Consider the following 24,619-nt stretch of genomic DNA (forward strand, 5'->3'; position numbering starts at 1 on the left):
ATGTACGTAACCTTAATGGCTGTTGTTGGCGCAATTATTATACTGGGGCTGGCATCCTATGCGGGTTACTTACTGCTAAAGGTTCGTCAGCAAAAACAGCTTCAGCAGCAAGCGATGGATATTGCCGTTGCCAAGCGTAACACCAATATCTTTGAAAGTGTGAATACCCTTTGTCTGGCCGGTATTCAGGGGCAGTGCGACCTGTCTGAGCTCTCTATCCGTATTAACGGTATTCTGGATTATGTTCAGGGTGATCACCGGATTGAGGTTGAAAAGAGCTTTCCCGCCTTATACGAACTCTATCTGATTGTGAAAGATATGGCCCGGGGAGAGGCTCGTCAGCAACTGGTGAAGAAAGATCGCATGAGGCAGACCCTTGACCGCCAGAAAGCAGAGGCAAGGCTGAACGATGCCATTATTGAAGAACTAAAACAGCTTCAGCAGCAGATTCAGCCACTTAGCAAGCCACCCGAAGAGACGCTTTCTGCTACAAGATAAGGATCTACCCCTGAAGGGTGAGTGATCCTTATAGCACTTCTGAATATTTCTTCGACAAATCATGCTGGTCGTGCATCGTCAGTCTATGTGATATGGCAAAATGTACCACCAAAGCATTAAGAACTTTACGGAACGCAATATTATGTCTAGTGAGCAGATAGTCTGGGATCAGGCTATTTTAGATAAATACAACTATTCAGGCCCGAGATACACTTCTTACCCAACTGCGTTGGAGTTCCACGAAGCGTTTACCGTGTCTGAGTTTGATATGGCGTGCCAGCAGTACCCTGACCGTCCGCTGTCTCTTTATATTCATATCCCTTTCTGTCACAAGCTTTGTTACTACTGTGGCTGTAATAAGGTGATTACCCGTCACTCCCATAAGGCAGACGAGTATCTTGATGCCATTGAGCATGAGATTCGTCAGAGAGCCTTTTTGCTGGACGGAAGAAAGGTCACTCAGCTTCATTTTGGTGGCGGTACTCCGACCTTCCTGTCAAAAGAGCAGATGAGCCGCTTAATGGCGATCTTGCGAGGTGAGTTCCAGTTTGAGCCTGATGCAGAGATCAGTATTGAAGTAGATCCGCGTGAAATCGAGCTGGATATGCTGGATCACCTGAGAGCTGAAGGTTTTAACCGCCTGAGCGTTGGTGTTCAGGACTTCAATAAAGAGGTTCAGAAGGTAGTTAACCGTGAGCAGGATGAAGAGTTTATCTTTGCTATGGTTGAGCGCGCTAAAGAGCTAGGGTTCCGTTCTACCAACCTGGATTTAATTTACGGCCTGCCTTTGCAGACCGAAGACTCTTTTGCCGAAACTCTGTCTCAGGTTCTGACCATGAAGCCGGGCAGACTGTCAGTGTTTAACTATGCTCATATGCCGCAGTTGTTTGCAGCCCAGCGTAAGATTAAAGACGATGACCTGCCAAAAGCAGAAGTCAAAATGGCCATTCTGCAGCAGAGTATCGCAACGCTGACAGGTGCCGGTTATCAGTTTATCGGTATGGACCACTTTGCTCTGCCGGATGATGAGCTGGCCGTTGCCCAGCGTGAAGGTGTGCTGCACAGAAACTTTCAGGGTTACACCACTCAGGGCGACTGTGATTTAGTCGGCTTCGGGGTATCTGCTATCTCTATGATTGGCGACTGCTACGCTCAGAACCAGAAAGAGCTTAAAAAGTACTATGGTCAGGTAGAAGAGATGAACCACGCTTTATGGAAAGGCGTGACGCTTGATAAAGATGACCTGATCCGCCGTGAAGTGATTAAGGCGCTGATCTGTAACTTTAAGCTGGACAAGACCGCTATTGAGTCTGAGTTTGGCCTGACCTTCGAAAACTATTTTGCTGAAGATTTAAAACTGCTTCAGACCTTTGTTAATGATGAGCTGGTGGAAGTGGATGACACTTCTATTCAGGTGACTAAGCGTGGCCGCCTGCTGATCCGTAATATCTGTATGTGTTTTGATAAATACCTGCGGGACAAAGCACGTCAGCAGCAGTTCTCAAGAGTTATCTAATAATCGCCACCGCCATAGGCGGTGATATAAAGCTCTAAACAGAAAGCCCGGTAATAACCGGGCTTTGTTTTATCTGCTTAACGTCGCTTATCTTGCTGCAACTTTTGCTTTCAGTTCAGCTTTCTCTGCATCCGACAGGAATGAGATTTCCAGACCATTGATTTGCGCCTGACGAATCTGTTCAGCACTCAGTCCGGCCTGAGGTGCGGCAACTTCATACTCATGAGGAAGTTCAATACCTTCAACGGCAGGATCGTCTGTGTTCAGGGAAGCAAGAACACCGTGCTCAAGGAACTGCTTCAACGGATGGTTTGCCAGAGAATCAACAGTACTGGTCTGAATGTTAGACGTCAGGCACGATTCGATGCCAACTCTGTGCTCAACCAGATAGTCCATCAGTTTAGGGTCATCGATAGCTTTAACACCGTGGCCGATACGTTCAGCACCTAACTCCTGAATGGCCTGCCACATGCTTGGTGCACCAGCAGCTTCACCTGCGTGTACCGTTACCCGCAGGCCGGCATCGCGAACTTGTTTAAAGTGCGGAACAAACAGCTCACCCGGCTGGCCCAGTTCATCACCGGCCAGATCGATAGCAACAAGGTTCTCTTTTTGAGTCAGAAGACCGTCCAGTTCCTGCTGACAGGCGTCTACACCGAAGGAGCGGCTCATGATACCAATCAGGTTGGCTTGAATACCAAAATCACGTACACCGGCCTGAACTCCATCAACAACCGCTTCAACAACACCGGCGACAGGAAGTTTATGCTTCATGGCCATATAGTAAGGCGAGAAACGTAGCTCAGCGTAATCGATCTGCGCCTTAAGGGCATCTTCGACATTCTCGTAAGCGATTCTACGGCAGGCATCCAGATCACCCAGAACAGCACAACCCCAGTCCAGTTTGGACAAGAAGGCCACCAAAGTCGGTTCAGCTTCGATAATTTGTACGTGCGGACGCAAGGATTCAATATCATTGGCAGGCAGTGCGATGCCAAACTTCTGACCCAGATCTAAAATGGTTTCAATACGAACATTTCCATCCAGATGACGGTGAATATCAGTCAACGGCAGGTCTTTATTAATCATTGTCATTGTCCTTGGCTCTGTAATTAAAATAGATATGATAGAAAAACCTGTTAAACAGGAATCTGAATTATTTACATTATCGAGATACAGGTTTAGATAAGTATAAGAAGATCTTAGGGTATTTGTCTGTAGCCAAAATGAAGAAAAACAGCGAAATACGCTGTTTTTCAAACTTGTTAACCATAGCTGTTGGTGCTTTTTATGACGTAATCGATACCGTTAAAATTCGGATTTTTTGTCCTTAATCGATATTTAACTCTTTTAGCTTGCGGGTCAGGGTATTTCTTCCCCAGCCAAGGACTTTTGCCGCTTCCTGTTTATGACCATTAGTATGATTAAGGGCGGTTTTCAGCAGAATTCGTTCAAATTCAGGCAGGGCGTAAGTGAGCAGTTCTGTTTCACCGGAAGAGAGTGCCGAACGTGCCCAGCTCTCAAGTTCACTCTGCCAGTTGTTTCCGGCAGACGCGTTGATGACCGGTTTTTCTTCCACCAGTTCAGGCGGAAGGTCTGCAGGAAGCACTTCGCTACCGCTGGCCATCACCGTCAGCCAGCGACAGATATTCTCTAACTGACGAACGTTACCTGGCCAGTGAAGCCGCTTCAGCGTCTCTGTGGTGTTGCTGTGCAGGGTTTTTACTTCAACCCCTAGCTCATCAGCCGCCCTGACTAAAAAGTGCTGTGCCAGCTTCTCTATGTCCTGTTTGCGGTTTCTCAGTGCCGGGATCTGCACCCTGATAACATTCAGCCGGTGGAACAGGTCTTCACGGAACTCACCTTCGTGCACCAGTTGTTCAAGGTTCTGGTGGGTTGCCGCAACGATTCTTACGTCTACCTTAATGGCAGAGTGTCCGCCGACCCGGTAAAACTGGCCGTCTGACAGCACCCGTAACAAGCGGGTCTGGATATCCAGTGGCATATCGCCTATTTCGTCAAGAAACAGGGTGCCGCCATTGGCCTGCTCAAAGCGACCCTGCCTGACGCTGTTAGCGCCGGTAAAGGCGCCCTTTTCATGGCCAAACAGTTCTGACTCAATCAAATCCTTAGGGATGGCCGCCATATTTAAGGCAATAAAGGGCTTTTGCGCGCGCGGGCTGTGACGATGCAGCGCCTGCGCAACAAGTTCTTTACCCGTACCGGATTCGCCGTTAATAAGTACAGAGATAGATGAGCGGGACAGCCTGCCAATAGCACGGAATACCTCCTGCATGGCCGGCGCTTCACCAATAATTTCCGGAGTATCGCTGGTAAAGTTCTCTTCTGTTTCACTACCGCGCTTCTGTTCGTAGCTATGAGTAATGGCTCTCTCAACCAGAGTCAGGGTTTCATCAATATCAAAAGGCTTTGGCAGGTACTCAAATGCACCAAGCTGATAAGCATTAACGGCTGCGTCCAGATCAGAGTGGGCGGTCATAATGATGATCGGCAGATCCGGGTACTTGCCATGAACTTGATCCAGCAGATCTAATCCATCGATACCCGGCATGCGGATATCAGAAACCAGTACGTCCGGACACTCTCTTTCAAGAGCAAGAAGTACACTTTCTGCGTCTGCGAAAGTTTCACAGCGAATGTCTGCCGATGAGAGCGTCTTTTCCATCACCCAGCGGATAGAGTTGTCATCGTCTACAACCCATACATAGCCTTTACTCATAACTATCCTTTCTGTTCTGTCTCTGCTTTAACCTGCTAAATAGGCAGATAAATGGTGAATGTGGTTTGTCCCGGCCAGCTTTCAACATCAATCTTCCCCTTATGCTGGTCGATAAGGTTCTGAGAGATAGAAAGCCCGAGCCCTGTCCCGCCCTCTCTGCCGCTTACCATAGGGTAAAACAGGGTGTCCTGCAGGCTGGCAGATATCCCCGGGCCGTTATCAATAATTTCAATACGGGCAGAGAGCTTATATCTCTGTCCATGGATATTGGCCTGATGAACGGTGCGGGTCTTAAGGGTAATTTCGCCGTTCTCCTGCCCCTGAAGAATCTGAGCCGCATTGCTGACAATATTGAGCAATGCCTGCTCTATCTGATCGGAATCCATCAGAATTTCCGGCAGGCTCGGGTCATAATCGCGCTTAATAACAATGGAAGGTCCCGCTTCCAGCTCCACTAACTGACGTACCTTCTCCAGCACAATATGCAGGTTTTCCGATTGTTTCTTACCCGGTTTCTGCGGGCCGAGCAGGCGATCAACCAATGCCCTGAGCCGGTCAGCCTGCTCAATAATGATTTGGGTGTACTCTTTCAGGGACGGGTCTGACAGCATCTTCTCCAGCAACTGAGCGGCTCCGCGCAGTCCGCCCAGAGGGTTTTTTATCTCGTGAGCAAGTCCGCGAACCAGAAGTTTAGCGGCCTGCTGTTGTGCGTGTTGATTCAGCTCCTGACTCAGCCGGCGTTGCTGGCCGATTTTTCTCATCTCTATCAGCAACATAACCTGCTTATTCCAGGTTAACGGGCTGGCGGTTACTTCGAGCATCAGGGGTTTTCCGTCAACAACAAAGGTAACATCGCTATCGGTAATACTCTGTCCGCTCTGCATAGGCTGGGTGAGCAGGGCGAGATCCATAGAAGCGTGCTGGATCAGCTTCGATAGCGGAGAATCGAGCAGTCGCTTTGTACTTTGTGAGAAAAGTTGTTCTGCCGCCGGGTTGGCATAGCGGATGACCAGCTCTTCATCCAGCAACAAAGTGGCGGTAACAACATTGTCTAAAATGGCTGTTGATAGCTCTTTACTCACAATCTCTTCCTTGTTTATGCTCTTTGTTTGAACGTTGCACCAAAATTGTGCAGAAGTAAAGTTTCCCTGTCTCTGCGGTGCAAGATGATAAAACAAAGCCCTTTAAGGACGGGGCATTCCAACTGGTTTCATTTCTGTCCGCTACTAGGGTAAATAATGCAATTAGCTTGCCGTTTTTCAGTCTGTTTTTATTTAATTTTCAAGTAGATAAATTAAAGGTAAAAAAAAGCCCGCCTTGCGGCGAGCTCTCTATCTGACTGTTGTCATCTGCCTGTTACACAGAGTAGTACAGTTCAAACTCAAGTGGGTGAGTTGCCATGTTGATTTTCTCAACGTCTTCAGACTTAAGCGCGATATAAGAATCGATAAAGTCGTCAGAGAATACGCCGCCGGCAGTCAGGAACTCACGGTCTTCATCAAGACAAGCAAGCGCTTGCTGCAGTGACTCAGCTACTGTCGGGATCTCTGCTGCTTCTTCTGCAGGCAGGTCGTACAGGTCTTTATCCATTGCTTCACCCGGGTGAATCTTGTTCTTGATTCCGTCAAGGCCGGCCATCAGCATGGCAGCAAATGCAAGATATGGGTTAGCTGTCGGATCACCAAAGCGGATTTCGATACGACGTGCTTTAGGGCTTGGTACCACAGGGATACGGATAGATGCAGAACGGTTACGGGCAGAGTAAGCCAGCATAACTGGTGCTTCAAATCCAGGTACAAGACGCTTGTATGAGTTAGTCGATGCGTTAGCAAAGGCGTTGATCGCACGAGCGTGTTTGATGATACCACCGATGTAGTAAAGCGCCATTTCAGACAGACCGCCGTACTTGTCACCGGCAAACAGGTTGACACCATCTTTAGCCAGAGACTGGTGAACGTGCATGCCGCTACCGTTATCACCTACAAGTGGCTTAGGCATAAAGGTGGCTGTTTTGCCGTAAGCGTGAGCAACGTTATGCACAACATACTTATAGATCTGAATTTCATCAGCTTTAGTAGTCAGAGTGTTGAAACGGGTAGCGATTTCGTTCTGACCTGCTGTAGCCACTTCGTGGTGGTGTGCTTCAACAACCAGTCCCATCTCTTCCATAACCAGACACATAGCGCTACGGATATCCTGAGAAGAGTCAACCGGAGCAACCGGGAAGTAACCGCCTTTAACACCAGGACGGTGGCCTTTGTTGCCTTCTTCGAAATCAGTACCTGTGTTCCAGGACGCTTCTACATCATCAATTTTGTAGAAAGAGCCTGACATGTCTGTGCTGAACTTAACATCATCAAACAGGAAGAATTCCGGCTCAGGACCAACAAGAACTGTGTCAGCAACACCGGAAGCACGCATATAGTCTTCTGCACGCTTAGCGATAGAACGAGGGTCACGGTCGTAGCCCTGCATCGTCGCTGGTTCAAGAATGTCACAGCGGATGTTTAGAGTTGCATCTTCTGTAAACGGGTCAAGAACGGCACTTGATGCATCCGGCATCATTACCATGTCTGATTCGTTGATGCCTTTCCAGCCTGCAACAGATGAACCGTCGAACATCTTACCTTCTTCGAAGAAGTCCGCATCAATCTGGTGAGCAGGGATAGAGATATGCTGTTCTTTACCTTTGGTATCGGTAAAGCGCAGGTCGATAAACTTAACTTCGTTTTCTTGGATCAGCGATAGAACATTTTCTACTGACATCTTGGATAACCTCCGGTGTTATTAATACTTTCAGATTCGATTTGGTTAATCGTCATTGATTAATGTCTTTTCGGTACTTGCATTAACCGATGACGGTTTCAATAAAGCCAGAATCGTGCCATTTATTTAAATCATTTAAATTCAGTTGCTTAGACTGCTTTCCTTTATGGTGAACCAAGCTGGTGCACCAAAATGATCTTTGTTTGCACTAGTGTGGTGCAATATTTGGTTTTTGTTACCTGATTCAGTTAAGCATGAAATGGCAGCAGTTGCTAAACGGAAAGCAAAGCATTTGCTTAGAGAGTTGCTGTAAATCAATTTCGCAGCAAATAAGTGAGCTACTGATAATAATTTAAACAATTTTTGCTGTATAAGATCACATTTCTTAGCTGTTTAGGTAAAAATCTGCTACATTAGCGCCGATTTTTAAACCAGAGCAGCAATGACGCTGCCCGATAATTGAGTGACTCAAAATTCATGGCGACTCCACAGATTGAAAAATTAAGAAATATCGCGATCATCGCGCACGTTGACCACGGTAAGACAACATTGGTAGATAAGCTGCTTCAGCAGTCTGGTACTCTTGAATCTCGTGGGGAAGCAGAAGAGCGCGTAATGGACTCGAACGATATCGAGAAAGAGCGTGGCATTACCATTCTTGCTAAAAACACAGCAATTAACTGGAACGATTACCGTATTAATATCGTAGATACTCCGGGACACGCCGACTTCGGTGGTGAAGTAGAGCGTATTATGTCTATGGTAGATTCTGTTCTGCTGATTGTTGATGCTGTAGACGGTCCAATGCCTCAGACCCGCTTTGTAACTCAGAAAGCGTTCGCTCACGGCCTGAAGCCTATCGTTGTTATCAACAAAATTGACCGTCCAGGCGCACGTCCTGACTGGGTAATGGATCAGGTATTTGACCTGTTTGATAACCTTGGCGCGACCGATGAGCAACTTGATTTTCAGGTGGTTTACGCATCAGCACTAAACGGCTGGGCATCAATGGAAGAAGGCACTACCGGCGAAAACATGGAACCGCTTTTCCAGGCTATCGTCGACAATGTAGAAGCGCCTGACGTTGACGTTGATGGTGCCCTGCAGATGCAGATCTCTCAGCTGGATTACAGCTCATATGTGGGTGTTATCGGTGTGGCGCGTGTAACCCGCGGTACCGTTAAGCCTAACCAGCAGGTCACAGTAGTAAGCGCTGACGGTTCAAGCCGTAATGGTAAAGTTGGTACCGTACTGGGCTACCTTGGCCTTGAGCGTCATGAAACGGATCAGGCTAATGCCGGTGATATCGTTGCCATTACTGGTCTGGGTGAGCTGAAGATCTCAGATACTATTTGTGACCAGAACAATGTAGAAGCCATGACTCCTCTGTCTGTTGATGAGCCGACAGTAACCATGACATTCCAGGTAAACACCTCTCCGTTTGCCGGTAAAGAAGGTAAGTTTGTTACTTCACGTAATATTCTTGAGCGTCTGGAAAAAGAGCTGGTACACAACGTTGCCCTGCGTGTAGAGCAAACAGATGATCCGGACAAGTTCCGCGTATCCGGTCGTGGTGAGCTGCACCTATCTATCTTGATTGAAAACATGCGTCGTGAAGGCTTTGAGCTGGCTGTATCTCGTCCGGAAGTAATCCTGAAGGAAGAAGATGGCCAACTGATGGAACCGTATGAAACCGTAACTATCGATGTGGTTGAAGAGCATCAGGGCGGTATCATGGAAAACATTGGTTTGCGTAAAGGTGAACTGACGGATATGTCTCCTGACGGTAAAGGCCGTGTACGTATGGACTTTATGATGCCATCCCGTGGTCTTATCGGTTTCCAGACTGAGTTTATGACTCTGACTTCAGGTTCTGGCCTGCTTTACCATACATTTGATCACTACGGTCCTCACAAAGGTGGTGAAATTGGTCAGCGTAATAATGGTGTACTGATTTCTAATGCAACCGGTAAAGCACTGACTTATGCCCTGTTCAACCTTCAGGAACGTGGTCGTCTGTTTGCTGAGCACGCAGATGAGGTATATGAAGGTCAGATTATCGGTATTCATAACCGTTCAAATGACCTGACAGTAAACTGTCTGAAAGGTAAGCAGCTGACTAACGTACGTGCTTCTGGTACTGATGATGCACAGGTTCTGACTCCTGCTATCAAATACACGCTGGAGCAGGCGCTTGAGTTTATCGATGATGATGAACTGGTAGAAGTAACACCGGAAAGCATCCGTATCCGTAAGAAGCACCTGACGGAAAATGACCGTAAGCGTGCTGCGCGTGAAGCGAAGTAATTACTAAACAGTAATTAGAGCAACTATAGAAAAGGCGGGAGTTAAACTCCCGCCTTTGTCGTTTCTGTGAGTAAGAAAAATGTTCTATTTCTGAGCCAGTTTCTTCAGGAAGGCATCTGACTCGGCGATGGCAGAGTTCATCTGCCTGATGGCGTATTGGATATCACGCTCCAGATTAGAAAACTCGCCTTTTAGTGAACCTATGGCACTGGCATTCAGGTTATGTTTCAGATACAGAGTGTTATCTCTTAAGGTATTCAGAACCGGTGTCATCTTCTGCTCTGCCATCTTCATTGCCCTGAGCATTTTGCTGTAAGAGGACTTGGTCTCTTTCATTTTCTGCTCACTGGCGCGGCGCAGGCTCTTGCTGGTATAGAGATCCAGCTCTTGCTGCCACTCATCAAACAGGGCATCGGAGACATCTTCAATGGCGGAGATATTATCCCTGACATCCTGTGCGGCAGATTCACTGCTCTCGTATTTACTGTTGATATCTTTATAGACGCTTTCCAGCTCGCCACCATCAAAGTTGGTTAGTGCGGATAAGGCTTCAAGGGCACTGGTAAACTCCTGCTGAGCATCTTGTTGGGCGTTTCTGGCTTCTTCGACACGGTCCACCATAATATCCCGTTTATGGTAACCCACTTTTTCCATGGCAGAGTAGTAGGCTGACTGACACCCGGTCAGAATAAACAGAGACATTATCCCGGCGATAAAGTAACGCATAGTGCTTTCCTTTGCTTTTCCTATGAAGTTGTATGACCATAGAATGGCTTAGTTAGATAGGAGAAACAAGTTGAGAATTGAGCTTATTACCAGACAGGGGTTGTTTTTTTTGCGTTATCTTATGACGCGCATGTCCCATGACAGAATAAACGTAAACGCCGGTTATCTTGCCTATATTACCTTGCTGTCAATCGTACCTATGCTGACGGTGCTGCTGTCTGTTCTCTCTTCTTTTTCGGTGTTCTCTAATTCCGGTGAAGTGATCCAGAACTTTGTTATTACCAACTTTGTTCCGGCAGCCGGTGAAGCCGTTAAACATGCACTGACCGAGTTTGTAGCCAATACCGGCAAGATGACAGCGGTAGGTGGTGTGTTTCTGTTTGTGGCGGCACTGATGTTGATCTCTAATATCGATAAGAACCTGAACTATATCTGGCGGGTAAAGAAAAAACGCCGGGCGGTGTTCTCATTCTCTATGTACTGGATGGTGCTGACCCTTGGGCCTATTTTGGTTGGTGCCAGCATTGCCGTGACCTCTTACATTACCTCTCTGACTCTGCTGGATAGTGCTGCTCTCTCTAGTGTCTATAACCTGATGTTGCGCTGGCTTCCGCTGATACTCTCTTTCTTCGCCTTTATGGGGCTGTATATGCTGGTGCCTAACCTTAAGGTTCGACCGGTTAATGCTGCTTTGGGGGCATTAATCGCGGCTCTGCTGTTTGAGTTAAGTAAAAAAGCCTTTGCCGCCTATATCACAGCTTTTCCTTCCTATCAGTTAATTTACGGTGCTCTGGCAGCGATTCCTATTCTGTTTGTCTGGGTATACCTCTGTTGGCTGATTGTTTTGATTGGCGCAGAGGTGACGGCGGCAATGGGAGAGAGGCAACACTGGTGTAGTGACGAAGAGGTGGTACACTCTTTAGCCCGTAAAACAGAAACATCAGAAAAAGGAAACCACAGTGATAGCCCTGATTCAGAGAGTGAGTGAATCTTCAGTAAAAGTAGATGGTGAGATAGTTGGTGAAATTGGCAAAGGTTTGCTGGTTCTGCTTGGGGTTGAGAAAGGCGATGATGAGGCGAAAGCCAAACGCCTGATGGAAAGGGTTACTACCTACCGGGTATTTGGTGACGATGAAGATAAGATGAACCTGAACGTTAAGCAGGTGGGTGGTAGCGTACTGGTTGTCTCTCAGTTTACTCTGCCTGCGGATACCAAAAAAGGAACCCGTGCCGGGTTTTCCCGTGGTGCTCATCCTGAAGATGCAGAGCGTTTGTACAATTACTTTTCTGACATGTGTGAGCAGGTGTTGCCGACAGAGAGAGGGCGCTTTGCTGCAGATATGAAGGTTTCATTGGTTAATGACGGTCCGGTCACCTTCTGGCTGCAGGTGTAACCGGATAACAAACCCTGCGTGTATTATAATTTAAGGCTCAACTAAAAAAGGATTTTTATGTTTAAACTGATCACGCCCAGAACCGAAAACCAGATAGCGAAATATTATAACTTCCGCTGGCAGATGCTGCGGGAACCTCTGCAGCTACCGGAAGGGTCTGAGCGGGATGAGTATGATGAAATGAGTCATCACCGCATGATTGTTGACGGGCGTGGACGCCCTATGGCAATCGGTCGCCTCTATATCACCCCTGATAACGAAGCTCAGATCCGCTATATGGCAGTAAAGCCTAACCGGCGTGGTAAAGGGCTGGGTTCCTTGATCCTTGTCGCTTTAGAGTCATTTGCCAGACAGGAAGGCGTTAAACGACTTGTCTGTAATGCCCGTCAGGAAGCCATTGCCTTTTACGAGAAGAACGAGTTTGAAAGTAAAGGTGAGCTGAGCGAACAGGTAGGTAAAAACCGCCATCAGCAGATGGTGAAGCAGCTGGATCCGCTGGATAATATTCTCAGAAAGCCTCAGTGGTGTGCCGAATTGCAGGAGCGTTGGGAGCAGCAGATCCCAATCAGCGACAAGATGGGCATCAAGATAAACCAGTATACAGGCTACCAGTTTGAGTGCTCAGCCCAGCTTAACCCGAACCTGAATCCGCGCAATTCAATGTTTGCCGGGTCAGCTTTTACTCTGGCGACATTAACCGGCTGGGGGATGACATGGCTGTTGATGCGCGAACGCAACCTGAGAGCCGATATCGTATTAGCGGATAGTAAAATCCGCTACCGGCATCCGGTGGAAGAAACGCCGATGGCTTCTACTTCTCTGGACGGTATCAGCGGTGATCTGGATCGGCTAAAGAGCGGCCGCAAGGCCAGAGTGATCGTTCAGGTGACTATCCATAGTGGTGATGTTGCTGCAGTACAGTTTACCGGTACTTATGTTCTTCTGCCCGCTAGTGACTTATAGCTAATAACTGGTTGTTTTTTGTTCAAACTCAGTTATTGACAGCTATTTTTGGATTCAACCTTATTATTCAATAGGTTGAAATTGTCGGATTTACACTTATCTTTAAGTTGCAGCAGCAGCTTATTTTTATCCTGAGTCAGTAGATCGTACTGTCCTGATAGTGTTCCCTGCATGCCTTTGCCACTTAGACGGACATCCGGAAATGAGATTCTTCCGCGATTGGATGTCAGATTAAAGTCCGATATTTCAACGGGTTGCGCCACAATATTTGACTCGCTGCTGGCGGTGATCAGAACAGCATCCCGGAGTGAGCCTTTTAAACTGCCGGTCAGGCTATGGTTAAAGCTCAGCTTATCCGCTGCAAGGCCGGATGCCTGCAGTTGAAAGTCACTGCTGGCTTCAAACTGAAACGGCAGATCCAGCCAGGGTGCAAACAGGCTGGATGGTAGACCATAGGCCGAGGCCTCCAGATGCCATGGCCTGCTGATTTTATCCAGCTGGTAAACGCCATTGGCTTCGATTAGCCCCTCTTCCAGAGGAATAAAAACGTCACTCAGTTCCCACAGTCCGTTGCGGCTGTTCATATTGATAACCGGGTGGCTTGAATAGAGGTCATCATAGCTGGCGTTATTGGCGGTAATGCCCAGCTTGCCGTTCCATAGTGCCGCTTTGCCATTTTGACGCAATGATAACTTACTGCCTTCTACATTTAGTCCGGAGACTTGCCAGTTAGGCTCTTGTGCCAGCTGTATAAACTGTGAGTGCTGGATTTTAAGATCCTGAATAGATAGGGTATCGAGCTTAGCAAGTCGGGATTGTAGCTCTGTCAGCAGTGATTGCTCTTCGTTAATCCATTTCAGACCAGAAATATACAGGCGGGACAGCTTAAGGGAGTCAGGTTGATATTCACCGCTGGCCTGAAACAGCCCTTTTTGAAATTCAGTTGTGCCCTCTTCAAGGGTGATTTTTTCTGGTTCGAAGTAGAGCTCAAATACCGGCTCTAACAGCAGTTGCTCATCAAAACCGATACTCTCCGCACTCACGGAGATATAGCCGTTTGACTGCTGCCACTTTTCAAACGGCAGAGTAATATTCTCAACCGACAGGTTAGCATTAACCAGTTGCCATTGAGGAAGCTCAATAGTGCTGTCGAGCATATCTAAGCTATTGACTGAGGAGATATGCCCCAGAATTCCCTGCCAGTCCAGATCACTGATCTCGCGCCATTTCTGTTTGTTCAGGCGTAGCTGATCAATAGTGACATTAACCAGAGACCAGCCATCCTCATATTGCTCGGCCTGCCCTGATACCTTACCGCCACGCCAGTTAAATGATGCGCCATAGATGGTACTTTCGCTGGCCTTAAAGTCAGCATCGACAAGTAGGTTGTTAAAGGCCTCTCCCTGCCAGTAAACCTGTGTTGCCGAGAACTGGATGTTTCCGAACGGCAAAAGATTCTGCTCGGTAAACTCAGGCTGTTCAATCTGTATATTGATATCTCGGGCAATAAACTGGTTGTCCGAATAATCAAGATTGGTCAGGGCTATCTGACGGATATTTACACGCTCTGACAGCGCTATATCCGGCAAGCCTTGCTGTAGGGAAAGCCCGTTTATCAACAGGCTGTTGATGGCGATTTTATCTGACAGCAGAGAAGGAACATCCAGCCAGATATCTAACTGAGCGACACTAAGGGGTTGCTGTTGATTTTGTTGGATCTCGAGATTGTTCAGGGTGAGCTGATTGGGATAGCTGTATTTAGCCTGCTCAACGCTAATAGGGGTTTGTGAGTAGTTCTGCAGCAGATAATTGACTACTTTACTGGCATGCTGGGACTGCATTACCCAGTATAGTCCGGCTGTTGAAACCAGAATTATCAGAAAGATTGCTGAGAATAGTAGAACCAGAGCTTTTTTCATTGCAGATGAACTCGTTTAAACCGTTATATACGAGACTGACGCAAAAAGTGATTAAATTCAAATAAAAAGCCCCTCGATTGAGGGGCTTAGTCATAGTTTTGAGTTAATTTAGTCTAGCTGAGGGCCCGCTGAAACCAGTGCCGCACCGTCAGCATTATCAGTGTACTTCTCAAAGTTCTTAATAAAGCGCTGTGCCAGATCTTCAGCTTTGCTTTCCCACTGTAGCGGATCGGTATACGTATCGCGTGGGTCAAGAATCGCCGGATCAACACCCGGAAGAGCCATAGGTACTTCAAGGTTAAATACCGGAATCTGCTTAGTTTCAGCATGCTCAATTGAGCCATCCAGAATCGCATCAATAATGCCACGGGTATCCTGAATCGAGATACGTTTACCAGAACCATTCCAGCCAGTGTTAACCAGATAAGCTTCTGCACCGGCCGCTTCCATACGTTTAACCAGAACTTCAGCATACTTAGTCGGGTGCAGAGTCAGGAATGCCGCACCGAAACACGCTGAGAAAGTTGGCGTTGGTTCAGTAATGCCACGCTCTGTACCAGCCAGCTTAGCGGTAAAGCCAGACAGGAAGTGGTACTTAGTCTGCTCAGCTGTCAGCTTAGCTACTGGTGGCAGCACACCAAATGCATCGGCAGTCAGGAAGATTACCTTGTTGGCATGACCAGCTTTAGAAACCGGCTTAACAATGTTATCGATGTGGTAAATAGGGTAAGAAACACGAGTGTTTTCCGTCTTAGAACCATCATCAAAGTCGATAGAGCCATCATTACGAACGGTTACGTTTTCCAACAGAGCGTCACGACGGATAGCATTATAGATATCCGGCTCAGCTTCTTTAGACAGGTTGATGGTCTTAGCATAACAGCCGCCTTCATAGTTGAAGATACCGTCATCATCCCAGCCGTGCTCATCATCACCAATCAACTGACGTTTAGGGTCTGTTGAAAGGGTTGTTTTACCTGTGCCAGACAGGCCGAAGAAGATAGCGGTATCGCCCTTTTCGCCTACGTTGGCAGAACAGTGCATTGAAGCGATCCCTTTAAGCGGTAAGAAGTAGTTCATCATAGCGAACATACCTTTTTTCATTTCACCGCCGTACCATGTACCACCGATTAACTGCATTTTTTCTGTCAGGTTAAATACCGTGTAGTTTTCAGAGTTAAGGCCTTGTCTCTCCCAGTCAGGGTTAACGGTTTTCGCTGCATTCATTACCACGAAGTCAGGCTCAAAGGTTGCCAGCTCTTCTTCGCTAGGACGGATAAACATGTTCTTCACGAAGTGGCACTGCCATGCAACTTCAGTAACGAAGCGGATAGAAAGACGAGTGTCTTCATTGGCACCACAGTAGCAATCCAGAACAAACAGACGTTTGCCGGAAAGCTGTTTAGTCGTCAGTGCTTTCAGCTCATTCCACACTTCTGTGGAGATTGGCTTGTTATCATTTTTAACTTGCTCAGAAGTCCACCACATGTTTTCTTCTGTTGTTGCATCTTTGACGATGAACTTATCTTTTGGTGAACGACCGGTAAAGATACCGGTATCAACGGCAACAGAACCCAGCTCTGTTACTACGCCTCTTTCATACCCTTCTAAATCGGATCGAGTCTCCTCTTCGAACAACATTTCGTAACTTGGATTGCGAACAATCTCTTTTACGTCATTCAGCCCGTATTTAGTCAGATCTACTTGTGCAGCCTTAGTATGTTCCATAACGGTCATAGGTGCTCCTTATTGGATAAATTGTAGGGAATTTGTAAAATATTTTCTTTTGGTCTGTTAACCATGCTAGCAACGTGAAAGCCAGAAAACAGGGAGACAAGTCAAAAAATATTGATGGAAAAGCCATCGATTATGCTCATTCGTCACACTTTTTGTGTGCTCATTTTTGGGATGACGCAAAGCTTTGCGTTAGATCAAAATAAAGTACAGGGGAGAAAGTCAAAAGTGTGTGAATACTCAATTAACTTGGTGATTTATATGAATTTATGAAATAAAAAAGCCGACTTTTGCCGGCTTGATCTAAAAAACAAAACTTATGTTTTCATATATGCGTGTTAGTGAATGGTTTTGTTGCCATTTTCACTTTGTGCATAAAGCTCATTGACCTGTGCTTCGTCGAACGAGTAACTCGTGCCACAGTAATCACAATGTAAAGAAATTGAGCCTTCGGTTGTTAAAATGTCGTAAACCTCTTCTTTTGCAATGCTAACGATAGCTGAGGCACTTCTTTCCCTTGAACAACCGCAGAAGAATTCAACAGGTTGCGCATTGAACAGCTGCACTTTTTCCTGATTATATAGGCGATATAGCAGCTCATTGGCTTCTAAAGAGAAAAGCTCTTCATTTTTGATGGTATTGGTCAGCTGCTCAAGATGTTCGAAGTCTTCTTCTGACCCTTTTCCGTCAGGAACAACCTGAAGCAACATACCTGCCGCGTGAGGTTTGCCGTCATGTTCGCCAAGGCGGAACCACAGGCGTGTTTTCAACTGCTCTGAGCGGATAAAGTAGCTCTCAAGACATTCTGCAAGGTTGTCTCCTTCCAGCCCGACCACTCCCTGATAGCGTTCGCCCTTGTCCGGAGTGATGGTCATAACCAGATGACCTTTACCCATCAGTTGATGCAAACTTGCGTCATCAGCGATGTCACCTTCCCAGCGGGCAACACCGCGAACCTGTTGATTGTTGTTGCCGTTAATCACTGCCAGAGAAACTGGGCCGTCTCCCTGTAGCTGAAGTGTGATTGAACCCTCAAATTTCAGGGTCGCAGTCAGAAGTGTGGTTGCAACCAGTAGCTCACCCAGCAAATTTTGCACAGCTGCCGGGTACTCCTTGCTGGAAATAATTTGTTGGTATGCATCATCCAGTTGCACCAGTTCGCCACGAACAGAAAGATCTTCAAATAGGTAGCGGTTTAAAACATTGTTTGCCATTTCAGGAAACTCCAGCTTATTGATGTTTAAATTTAATAATATCGCGACGCTGTTTTTTATCCGGTCGTCGATCCGGGCTCGGGCTGTGGAAAGCATTCAGTTTACGCTTCTGATGGTTCTCTTCGCGTTTTGCGATGCTCTCGTCTGTCTCTTTATAAAGTAGTTGAGCTTCCGGCGCTCCGCGACGCTGGTCAGAAATCTTCTCTATAACGACGGTCTTATCATCGTGTCCCTGACGCAGAGTAATGACAGCACCCAGCTCAACCAGCTTGCTTGGTTTTGAGCGCTGACCATTGTAATGAACTTTACCACCGTCAACCATATTTCTGGCAATTGAGCGGGTTTTATAAAACCTTGCAGCCCATAGCCATTTATCCAGCCGCACAGCTTGGTTATCAGTTTTCAATTGAGTTACTCATGCAAAAAAATAAGTTGAACAGTCCGGAATGTAATAGGTCTATATTTGTTAGTACCCTTTCCGGACTCCATTTTGTGTAGAAATGGTGATATGTCTCAATTTTTTCAAGGGTTGTGCGGTAATTCTAGCCTCTGCCTTGCATAGGATGCAGCTAAGGTATGCTACTCTTTCCCGCTATTATTTATTTAGCTATAGACGAGTTAAGAGGATTCCGATGCAATTAAATTTAGGCCGTGATGCAAAACTGACGGGCTTTTTGACGCATTTACCCTCGGCGTTTATCAGCTTCCAGTCTAAGATCAGTTTTTTTATCGCTGCGCTGTTGGTTGTTTGTACCGCATGGATTACTGGTCAATTAGTGTGGCAATTAGCAGAGCAGAGTGATACTTCAGTATCTCGTTGGTCTGCCAAACCGGTAATTGTCAGTCAGCCGCTTGCTACTAGAGCCAACCCCATTAACGAGATTCTCAATGCCAATCTTTTTGGCAAGTATTCCGAAAATAATAGAGTAAAACAGGTGGTTAAACCTGTGGTTCAGAATGCGCCGCAGACCCGTCTGAACCTGATTCTGGTTGGTGCCGTTACCAGCAGCAATGAAGCGGCCAGTCTGGCGGTCATCTCTAACAAAGGTAAACAGGCTACTTACGGTATCGGTGAGCAGATTGAAGGTACACAGGCTAAGCTTAAGGCAGTGTTTGTTGATCGCGTCATTATTGATAACTCAGGACGAGATGAAACCCTGATGCTGGAAGGGGTTAAGTATTCAAAAATTTCATCGGGTACTGAAACTCAGCAGCCTCAGCGAAGAGGCGTTGGCAATAACCCTACGCCGGCAGGCGATGATTTAAGCAGCATCCGCAATCAGATACTGGAGGATCCGCGCAGTATTCTGAACTATATCCAGCTTTCTCAGGTAAAAAAAGACGGTCAACTGATGGGTTATCGGGTGCGACCGGGCAGTCAAAGAAAGCTGTTTGATTCTGTCGGTCTGAAAGAGGGTGATATTGCTATTGGCCTGAATGGTGAAGATCTGACGGATCCGGCTTCGATGGGCAAAATCTGGCAGTCCATTAATGACCTGACAGAGCTTAACCTTACGGTTGAGCGTGACGGCCAGAATTACGACATATATATAGAATTTTAAACTGACAGCAGAGGTTGTCAGAGAGCTTAGGAGTTTCTAGTGAAAAGGTGGTTAAGCAAAAGCGCATTAATGCTGGCAGGAAGCCTGATGTGTGCCCCTGTAATGGCGAATGAGTTCAGCGCTAGCTTTAAAGGAACAGATATTCAGGAGTTTATCAATATTGTCGGTCGGAACCTTGAAAAGACCGTTATTGTAGACCCTTCTGTCCGCGGCAAAATCGATGTACGTAGCTATGATGTGTTAAACGAAGAGCAGTATTACCAGTTTTTCCTTAATGTACTGGAAGTTTACGGCTTCGCTGTAGTTGAGATGGAAAACGGTGTACTTAAGGTGATAAAAGCCAAGGACGCTAAAACATCTGCGATTCCTGTTATCGGTGATGAAACCAATGTGCAGGGTGACACCGTAGTTACCCGTGTGGTTGCGGTTCGTAACGTATCGGTACGTGAGCTTTCTCCCCTGCTTCGACAGTTAAATGATAATGCCGGTGCCGGTAATGTGGTTCATTACGACCCTGCCAATATTATTCTGATTACCGGCCGTGCAGCAGTAGTAAACCGCCTTGCTGAAATCATTGAGCGGGTAGATCGCGCTGGTGATAAAGAGATTGAGATTGTAGAGCTGAAGAGTGCCTCTGCTTCAGAGATGGTGCGTATTGTTGAAGCATTGAATAAAACAACTAATGCTAAGAATGTGCCGGCTTTTCTGCAGCCTAAACTGGTGGCCGATGACAGAACCAACTCGGTATTGATTTCCGGTGACCCTACGGTCAGAAAGCGTCTGCGTAAGCTGATTCAGCAACTTGATGTTGAAATGGCCACTAAGGGTAATAATCAGGTGGTTTACCTTAAGTATGCTCAGGCCAAAGAGATGGTTGAGGTACTGGAAGGGGTTTCTGCCAATATTCAGGCGGCAAAACAGACTGGCCAGAACAATAGCAGTAGTAAAGACGCAGTTAAGATCTCCGCCCACGCGGATACCAATGCTCTGGTTCTGACCGCGCCGCCGGATGTTATGCAGGCGCTGCAGGATGTGATTGCTCAGCTGGATATCCGTCGTGCTCAGGTTCTGATTGAAGCCCTGATCGTGGAAATGTCAGAAGGTGACGGTATTAACCTTGGTGTGCAGTGGGGCAATCTGGATAACGGTGCAGTGATTCAGTATAGCAATACCGGAGCGCCAATCGGGCAGGTGATGGTTGGCCTTGAGGAAGCGAAAGATACCGTTGAGCAAAAACCAATTCGTGACAGTAATACTGGCGCCATTAAGTATTACGAAACGACTACCACAAAAGGTGACTTTACAAAACTTGCCAGTGCTCTAAGTGGTGTAAATGGCGCTGCCATGAGTGTCATTATGGGTGACTGGACTGCGTTAATCAGTGCCGTTTCAAGTGACTCCAACTCTAATATTCTCTCTTCTCCGAGTATTACGGTGATGGATAACGGCGAAGCTTCCTTTATTGTTGGTGAAGAAGTTCCTGTGATTACCGGTTCAACGGCCAGTTCCAGTAACAGCAACCCATTCCAGACCGTAGAACGTAAAGAAGTGGGTATTAAGCTGAAGGTGGTACCACAGATTAATGAAGGTGACTCGGTACAGTTGAATATTGAGCAGGAAGTGTCAAACGTTCTGGGGGCAAGCGGTGCAGTAGATGTGCGCTTTGCCAAGCGTCAGCTAAATACTTCGGTTATGGTTCAGGATGGTCAGATGTTGGTTCTGGGTGGACTGACTGATGAACGCGCTATGGAGAATGAATCTAAAGTGCCTTTGCTGGGTGATATTCCGGTACTTGGCCACCTGTTTAAGTCGACCAATACTCAGACAGAAAAACGTAACCTGATGGTGTTTATTAAGCCAACCATTATCCGCGACGGTGTGACCGCTGATGGTATTACTCAGCGTAAATACAACTATATCCGCGCTGAGCAGCTGTTTAAGGCGGAAGAAGGCTTGAAGCTGTTGCCTGACAGTGCGATTCCGGTGGTGGATAAGCTAGGTTCTGAAAAATTGTACCCTGCTGAGTTTCAGGTGTTTATCGATCAGTTGGGAGCGAAGTAATGTCCGCAATGGTGTCATATCTGCCAAGGCTGCCGTTTAGTTTTGCCAAAAGGCACCAGGTTGTTCTTGAGCATCAGCAGCAGGGCGAAGCCTCTTTGCTCTTCTATGTTGAACCTTTATCAATGGAGATACTGGCTGAGGTACAAAGGGTCACCGACGCGGCCTTTAACCCGGTTGTGACCAGTGCGGAAGAGTTTGAAGAGAAGCTGACTCAGGTGTACCAACGTGACTCTTCTGAAGCGCGTCAGTTGATGGAAGATATTGGTGCCGATAACGACGATTTCTTCTCGCTGGCGGAAGAGCTGCCGCAAAATGAAGATCTGCTGGAAGCAGAAGATGACGCTCCGATTATCAAACTGATTAACGCCATGCTGGGAGAAGCGATCAAAGAGAGCGCCTCGGATATCCATATTGAGACCTTTGAGCAGTCGCTGTCGATCCGTTTCAGGGTGGATGGTGTACTGCGTGAGGTGCTGGCACCAAGCCGTAAACTGGCACCGCTGCTGGTTTCCCGTGTAAAGGTGATGGCGAAACTGGATATTGCTGAGAAGCGTGTACCACAGGATGGCCGTATTTCGTTGAGAATCGGCGGACGGGCAGTGGACGTGCGTGTTTCCACCATGCCTTCCTCCCACGGCGAGCGCGTGGTAATGCGTCTGCTGGATAAGCACGCTACACGCCTCGACCTGCATAGCCTTGGAATGACGAAGAGTAATCACGATTCTTTCCAGAAGCTAATCAGTCGTCCCCACGGCATTATTCTGGTTACCGGCCCGACTGGTTCCGGTAAGTCGACAACCCTTTACGCCGGTCTGCAGGAGCTGAATAGCAGTGAGAGAAACATTCTTACCGTTGAAGATCCGATTGAATTTGATATTGACGGTATCGGTCAGACACAGGTAAACCCGAAAGTCGATATGACCTTTGCCCGTGGCTTGCGTGCTATTCTTCGTCAGGACCCTGATGTGGTGATGGTAGGTGAAATCCGTGACCTCGAAACGGCACAGATTGCAGTTCAGGCTTCTCTTACCGGTCACCTTGTGATGTCGACCCTGCATACCAATACGGCAGTAGGTGCGATTACCCGTCTGCGGGATATGGGCATTGAGCCATTCCTGATCTCCTCTTCCCTGCTTGGAGTACTTGCCCAGCGTCTGGTAAGAACCCTGTGTCCGGATTGTAAACAGGCCTATCAGGCCGATAAGGAACAGAAGAAGCTGTTTAATATCGGTGAGTCAGAACAACTGATGCTTTATAAAGCGATGGGCTGTGAAGCCTGTAACTACAAAGGTTACCGCGGGCGTACCGGTATTCATGAACTGCTGATGGTGGATGATGATGTTCAGGAGCTGATTCATTCAGAAGTCGGTGAGCAGGCAGTAGAAAAAGCGATTCGTGCCAAGACGCCGAGTATCCGTGATGACGGACTGAGCAAGGTACTTCAGGGACTGACCACACTTGAAGAAGTGATGCGGGTGACCAAGGAAGTGTAATGGCGGCGTTTGAATATAAAGCCTTAAACAGTAAAGGCAGACAGAAAAAAGGGGTACTTGAAGGGGATAATGCCCGTCAGGTTCGCCAGCGTCTGAAAGAGCAGGGGTTAGTCCCTGTTGAAGTGGTGGAAACCAAGGGTAAAAGAGATCCCTCCAGCAAGGCTTCATCGGGCTTTAAACGTGGTATCAGCAGCAAAGACCTTGCCCTGATCACTCGTCAGTTATCTACTCTGGTTCAGGCCAGCATGCCGCTGGAAGAGTGCCTGAGAGCCGTTGCTGATCAGACAGAAAAGCCCCGTATCCGCACCATGCTGGTGGCTGTGCGTTCAAGGGTGGTGGAAGGTTACACACTGGCTGATAGTCTGGCTGATTATCCACATATTTTTGATGAGCTGTATCGCTCCATGGTGGCGGCCGGCGAAAAATCCGGTCATCTGGACAGCGTGTTAAACCGCCTTGCGGATTATGCTGAGAATCGCCAGCAGATGCGTTCTAAGCTGTTACAGGCGATGATCTACCCTATTGTACTGACAGTTTTTGCTATCGGTATTGTCGCCTTTCTGCTTGCCAGTGTGGTGCCAAAAATTGTTGATCAGTTTGTACAGATGGGGCAGGAGCTTCCAGCTTCAACTCAGATTTTGCTGGCATCCAGTGAGTTTGTGCAGAACTGGGGGCTGTATATTCTGCTGGGGCTGATTTCGCTCTATATGCTGACTAAAGTGGCGCTAAAGAACAAAAATACCCGTCTGTCATGGGACAGAAAGGTGCTTTACCTGCCGATGCTGGGCAAAATTGCCCGTGGCCTGAATACTTCCCGTTTTGCCAGAACCTTGTCAATTTGTACCTCCAGTGCTATTCCGCTGCTGGATGGCATGAAGGTAGCGGTAGATGTGATGACAAACCAGTTTGTTAAACAAGAGGTTTTGCAGGCGGCAGAGAAGGTGCGTGAAGGGGGAAGCCTGAGAAAATCCCTTGAGCAGACCAGACTGTTTCCGCCAATGATGCTGCATATGATCGCCAGTGGTGAGCAGAGTGGTGAGCTGGAACAGATGTTGACCCGTGCCGCGGATAATCAGGATAAAGACTTTGAAGCCACAGTAAATATTGCCCTTGGGCTGTTTACTCCGGCATTGATTGCTGTAATGGCGGGAGTGGTGCTGTTTATTGTTATGGCGACACTGATGCCGATATTGGAAATGAATAACCTTGTATCAGGTTAAACCTGATATAGATGATTTGAAGTAGTAATAAAGATTCTTGTTGGAGAGTGAAATGAGAAGAAAACAAGCCGGTTTTACCCTGTTAGAGGTAATGGTTGTCGTTGTAATTCTGGGTATTCTGGCCAGCTTTGTAGTGCCAAACCTGCTGGGCAATAAAGAGAAAGCGGATCAGCAGAAAGCGATCTCTGATATTTCGGCTCTGGAACAGGCGCTGGATATGTATAAGCTGGATAACAGCGTTTACCCGACTACAGATCAGGGGCTGGACGCTTTGGTCGCTAAGCCTTCAGGCAGCCCTGAACCGAGAAACTACCGTAGTGGTGGTTATATTAAACGTCTGCCAAACGATCCGTGGGGCAGAGAGTATCAGTACCTGAGTCCGGGCGATAACGGCACTATCGACATCTTTACTTTTGGTGCTGATGGTGAAGAAGGCGGTGAAGAAGCCAGTACAGATATCGGTAACTGGAACCTGCAGGACTTCCGTTAATCCGGTTTAGCTTCGG

General features: G+C 47.3%; 20 protein-coding genes. 11 read left to right on the plus strand and 9 right to left on the minus strand.

What is annotated here, in order from left to right:
• Both PK654_RS00210 and hemN read left to right on the plus strand, forming a co-directional pair.
• Nucleotides 1-498, plus strand: a complete 498-nt coding sequence (locus PK654_RS00210; RefSeq protein WP_271696933.1) for a DUF2489 domain-containing protein — start codon at nucleotides 1-3, stop codon at nucleotides 496-498.
• Between the two features lie 142 nt (nucleotides 499-640).
• A complete protein-coding gene (gene hemN / locus PK654_RS00215) occupies nucleotides 641-2,014 on the plus strand; it encodes an oxygen-independent coproporphyrinogen III oxidase (protein WP_271696934.1) in 1,374 nt (457 codons plus the stop codon).
• Between the two features lie 87 nt (nucleotides 2,015-2,101).
• On the opposite strand, the gene add is transcribed toward hemN, so the two are convergent.
• From add to glnA, 4 genes are all read right to left on the minus strand, one after another.
• Nucleotides 2,102-3,103 carry an adenosine deaminase gene (gene add / locus PK654_RS00220; RefSeq protein WP_271696935.1) on the minus strand — a complete coding sequence of 334 codons (1,002 nt, stop codon included), beginning with the start codon at nucleotides 3,101-3,103 and terminating at the stop codon, nucleotides 2,102-2,104.
• A 241-nt stretch (nucleotides 3,104-3,344) separates the two neighbouring features.
• Nucleotides 3,345-4,754 carry a nitrogen regulation protein NR(I) gene (gene glnG, locus PK654_RS00225; RefSeq protein WP_271696936.1) on the minus strand — a complete coding sequence of 470 codons (1,410 nt, stop codon included), beginning with the start codon at nucleotides 4,752-4,754 and terminating at the stop codon, nucleotides 3,345-3,347.
• 35 nt (nucleotides 4,755-4,789) lie between these two features.
• Nucleotides 4,790-5,836, minus strand: a complete 1,047-nt coding sequence (gene glnL / locus PK654_RS00230) for a nitrogen regulation protein NR(II) (protein ID WP_271696937.1) — start codon at nucleotides 5,834-5,836, stop codon at nucleotides 4,790-4,792.
• 274 nt (nucleotides 5,837-6,110) lie between these two features.
• Nucleotides 6,111-7,520, minus strand: a complete 1,410-nt coding sequence (gene glnA / locus PK654_RS00235) for a glutamate--ammonia ligase (protein ID WP_271696938.1) — start codon at nucleotides 7,518-7,520, stop codon at nucleotides 6,111-6,113.
• A gap of 477 nt (nucleotides 7,521-7,997) precedes the next feature.
• On the opposite strand from glnA, the gene typA reads away from it, so the two are divergent.
• Nucleotides 7,998-9,827 carry a translational GTPase TypA gene (typA, locus tag PK654_RS00240; RefSeq protein ID WP_271696939.1) on the plus strand — a complete coding sequence of 610 codons (1,830 nt, stop codon included), beginning with the start codon at nucleotides 7,998-8,000 and terminating at the stop codon, nucleotides 9,825-9,827.
• Between the two features lie 84 nt (nucleotides 9,828-9,911).
• Here typA and PK654_RS00245 read toward each other — a convergent pair whose 3' ends face one another.
• Entirely contained in the window at nucleotides 9,912-10,481 is a 570-nt protein-coding gene (locus PK654_RS00245) for a DUF2959 domain-containing protein (protein WP_443088732.1), read from the minus strand.
• A 142-nt stretch (nucleotides 10,482-10,623) separates the two neighbouring features.
• Between PK654_RS00245 and PK654_RS00250 the strand changes: the two genes are divergently transcribed.
• From PK654_RS00250 to PK654_RS00260, 3 genes are read left to right on the plus strand one after another with little or no spacing between them, the layout of a single operon-like run.
• The gene (locus tag PK654_RS00250; RefSeq protein ID WP_271696941.1) at nucleotides 10,624-11,541 is read left to right on the plus strand and encodes a virulence factor BrkB family protein; all 918 of its coding nucleotides are present in this window, start codon (nucleotides 10,624-10,626) and stop codon (nucleotides 11,539-11,541) included.
• Nucleotides 11,513-11,947, plus strand: coding sequence for a D-aminoacyl-tRNA deacylase (gene dtd, locus PK654_RS00255; RefSeq protein WP_271696942.1), 435 nt, complete (start codon nucleotides 11,513-11,515; stop codon nucleotides 11,945-11,947). Before PK654_RS00250 ends, dtd begins: the two co-directional genes overlap by 29 nt.
• A gap of 57 nt (nucleotides 11,948-12,004) precedes the next feature.
• The gene (locus PK654_RS00260) at nucleotides 12,005-12,910 is read left to right on the plus strand and encodes a bifunctional GNAT family N-acetyltransferase/hotdog fold thioesterase (protein ID WP_271696943.1); all 906 of its coding nucleotides are present in this window, start codon (nucleotides 12,005-12,007) and stop codon (nucleotides 12,908-12,910) included.
• 32 nt (nucleotides 12,911-12,942) lie between these two features.
• Here PK654_RS00260 and PK654_RS00265 read toward each other — a convergent pair whose 3' ends face one another.
• The 4 genes from PK654_RS00265 to hslR all read right to left on the minus strand — a co-directional run bounded on the left by PK654_RS00265 (nucleotide 12,943) and on the right by hslR (nucleotide 18,183).
• Nucleotides 12,943-14,829 carry an AsmA family protein gene (locus PK654_RS00265; RefSeq protein WP_271696944.1) on the minus strand — a complete coding sequence of 629 codons (1,887 nt, stop codon included), beginning with the start codon at nucleotides 14,827-14,829 and terminating at the stop codon, nucleotides 12,943-12,945.
• Between the two features lie 108 nt (nucleotides 14,830-14,937).
• A complete protein-coding gene (pckA, locus tag PK654_RS00270) occupies nucleotides 14,938-16,566 on the minus strand; it encodes a phosphoenolpyruvate carboxykinase (ATP) (protein WP_271696945.1) in 1,629 nt (542 codons plus the stop codon).
• Between the two features lie 335 nt (nucleotides 16,567-16,901).
• Nucleotides 16,902-17,777, minus strand: coding sequence for an Hsp33 family molecular chaperone HslO (gene hslO / locus PK654_RS00275; RefSeq protein WP_271696946.1), 876 nt, complete (start codon nucleotides 17,775-17,777; stop codon nucleotides 16,902-16,904).
• 16 nt (nucleotides 17,778-17,793) lie between these two features.
• On the minus strand, nucleotides 17,794-18,183 hold the full coding sequence (hslR, locus tag PK654_RS00280; protein WP_271696947.1) for a ribosome-associated heat shock protein Hsp15: 390 nt from the start codon (nucleotides 18,181-18,183) through the stop codon (nucleotides 17,794-17,796).
• Between the two features lie 226 nt (nucleotides 18,184-18,409).
• On the opposite strand from hslR, the gene gspC reads away from it, so the two are divergent.
• The 5 genes from gspC to gspG are packed head-to-tail and all read left to right on the plus strand — an operon-like array spanning nucleotide 18,410 to nucleotide 24,603.
• Entirely contained in the window at nucleotides 18,410-19,339 is a 930-nt protein-coding gene (gene gspC / locus PK654_RS00285; RefSeq protein ID WP_271696948.1) for a type II secretion system protein GspC, read from the plus strand.
• A 39-nt stretch (nucleotides 19,340-19,378) separates the two neighbouring features.
• Entirely contained in the window at nucleotides 19,379-21,400 is a 2,022-nt protein-coding gene (gene gspD / locus PK654_RS00290) for a type II secretion system secretin GspD (protein WP_271696949.1), read from the plus strand.
• Nucleotides 21,400-22,893, plus strand: coding sequence for a type II secretion system ATPase GspE (gene gspE, locus PK654_RS00295; protein WP_271696950.1), 1,494 nt, complete (start codon nucleotides 21,400-21,402; stop codon nucleotides 22,891-22,893). Before gspD ends, gspE begins: the two co-directional genes overlap by 1 nt.
• Complete coding sequence (gene gspF / locus PK654_RS00300; RefSeq protein WP_271696951.1) at nucleotides 22,893-24,113, plus strand: type II secretion system inner membrane protein GspF; 1,221 nt, start codon at nucleotides 22,893-22,895, stop codon at nucleotides 24,111-24,113. Before gspE ends, gspF begins: the two co-directional genes overlap by 1 nt.
• A 52-nt stretch (nucleotides 24,114-24,165) precedes the next feature.
• Nucleotides 24,166-24,603 (plus strand): type II secretion system major pseudopilin GspG, encoded by a 438-nt coding sequence (gene gspG, locus PK654_RS00305; protein ID WP_271696952.1) that lies wholly within the window; start codon nucleotides 24,166-24,168, stop codon nucleotides 24,601-24,603.
• The last annotated feature ends 16 nt before the right edge of the window (nucleotides 24,604-24,619 follow it).

The sequence above is a fragment of the Vibrio sp. SCSIO 43137 genome (assembly GCF_028201475.1).
In the GTDB taxonomy this organism is placed as follows: Bacteria; Pseudomonadota; Gammaproteobacteria; order Enterobacterales; family Vibrionaceae; genus Vibrio.

Bases quoted from the DNA above. Each gene is read 5' to 3' on its own strand.
- PK654_RS00260 (WP_271696943.1), top strand. From the start codon at position 12,005: ATGTTTAAACTGATCACGCCCAGAACCGAAAACCAGATAGCGAAATAT.
- glnG (WP_271696936.1), bottom strand. From the start codon at position 4,754: ATGAGTAAAGGCTATGTATGGGTTGTAGACGATGACAACTCTATCCGC.
- pckA (WP_271696945.1), bottom strand. From the start codon at position 16,566: ATGACCGTTATGGAACATACTAAGGCTGCACAAGTAGATCTGACTAAA.
- add (WP_271696935.1), bottom strand. From the start codon at position 3,103: ATGATTAATAAAGACCTGCCGTTGACTGATATTCACCGTCATCTGGAT.
- hemN (WP_271696934.1), top strand. From the start codon at position 641: ATGTCTAGTGAGCAGATAGTCTGGGATCAGGCTATTTTAGATAAATAC.
- glnA (WP_271696938.1), bottom strand. From the start codon at position 7,520: ATGTCAGTAGAAAATGTTCTATCGCTGATCCAAGAAAACGAAGTTAAG.
- gspG (WP_271696952.1), top strand. From the start codon at position 24,166: ATGAGAAGAAAACAAGCCGGTTTTACCCTGTTAGAGGTAATGGTTGTC.
- gspC (WP_271696948.1), top strand. From the start codon at position 18,410: ATGCAATTAAATTTAGGCCGTGATGCAAAACTGACGGGCTTTTTGACG.
- hslO (WP_271696946.1), bottom strand. From the start codon at position 17,777: ATGGCAAACAATGTTTTAAACCGCTACCTATTTGAAGATCTTTCTGTT.
- PK654_RS00210 (WP_271696933.1), top strand. From the start codon at position 1: ATGTACGTAACCTTAATGGCTGTTGTTGGCGCAATTATTATACTGGGG.
- gspE (WP_271696950.1), top strand. From the start codon at position 21,400: ATGTCCGCAATGGTGTCATATCTGCCAAGGCTGCCGTTTAGTTTTGCC.
- typA (WP_271696939.1), top strand. From the start codon at position 7,998: ATGGCGACTCCACAGATTGAAAAATTAAGAAATATCGCGATCATCGCG.
- PK654_RS00265 (WP_271696944.1), bottom strand. From the start codon at position 14,829: ATGAAAAAAGCTCTGGTTCTACTATTCTCAGCAATCTTTCTGATAATT.
- gspF (WP_271696951.1), top strand. From the start codon at position 22,893: ATGGCGGCGTTTGAATATAAAGCCTTAAACAGTAAAGGCAGACAGAAA.
- PK654_RS00245 (WP_443088732.1), bottom strand. From the start codon at position 10,481: ATGGAAAAAGTGGGTTACCATAAACGGGATATTATGGTGGACCGTGTC.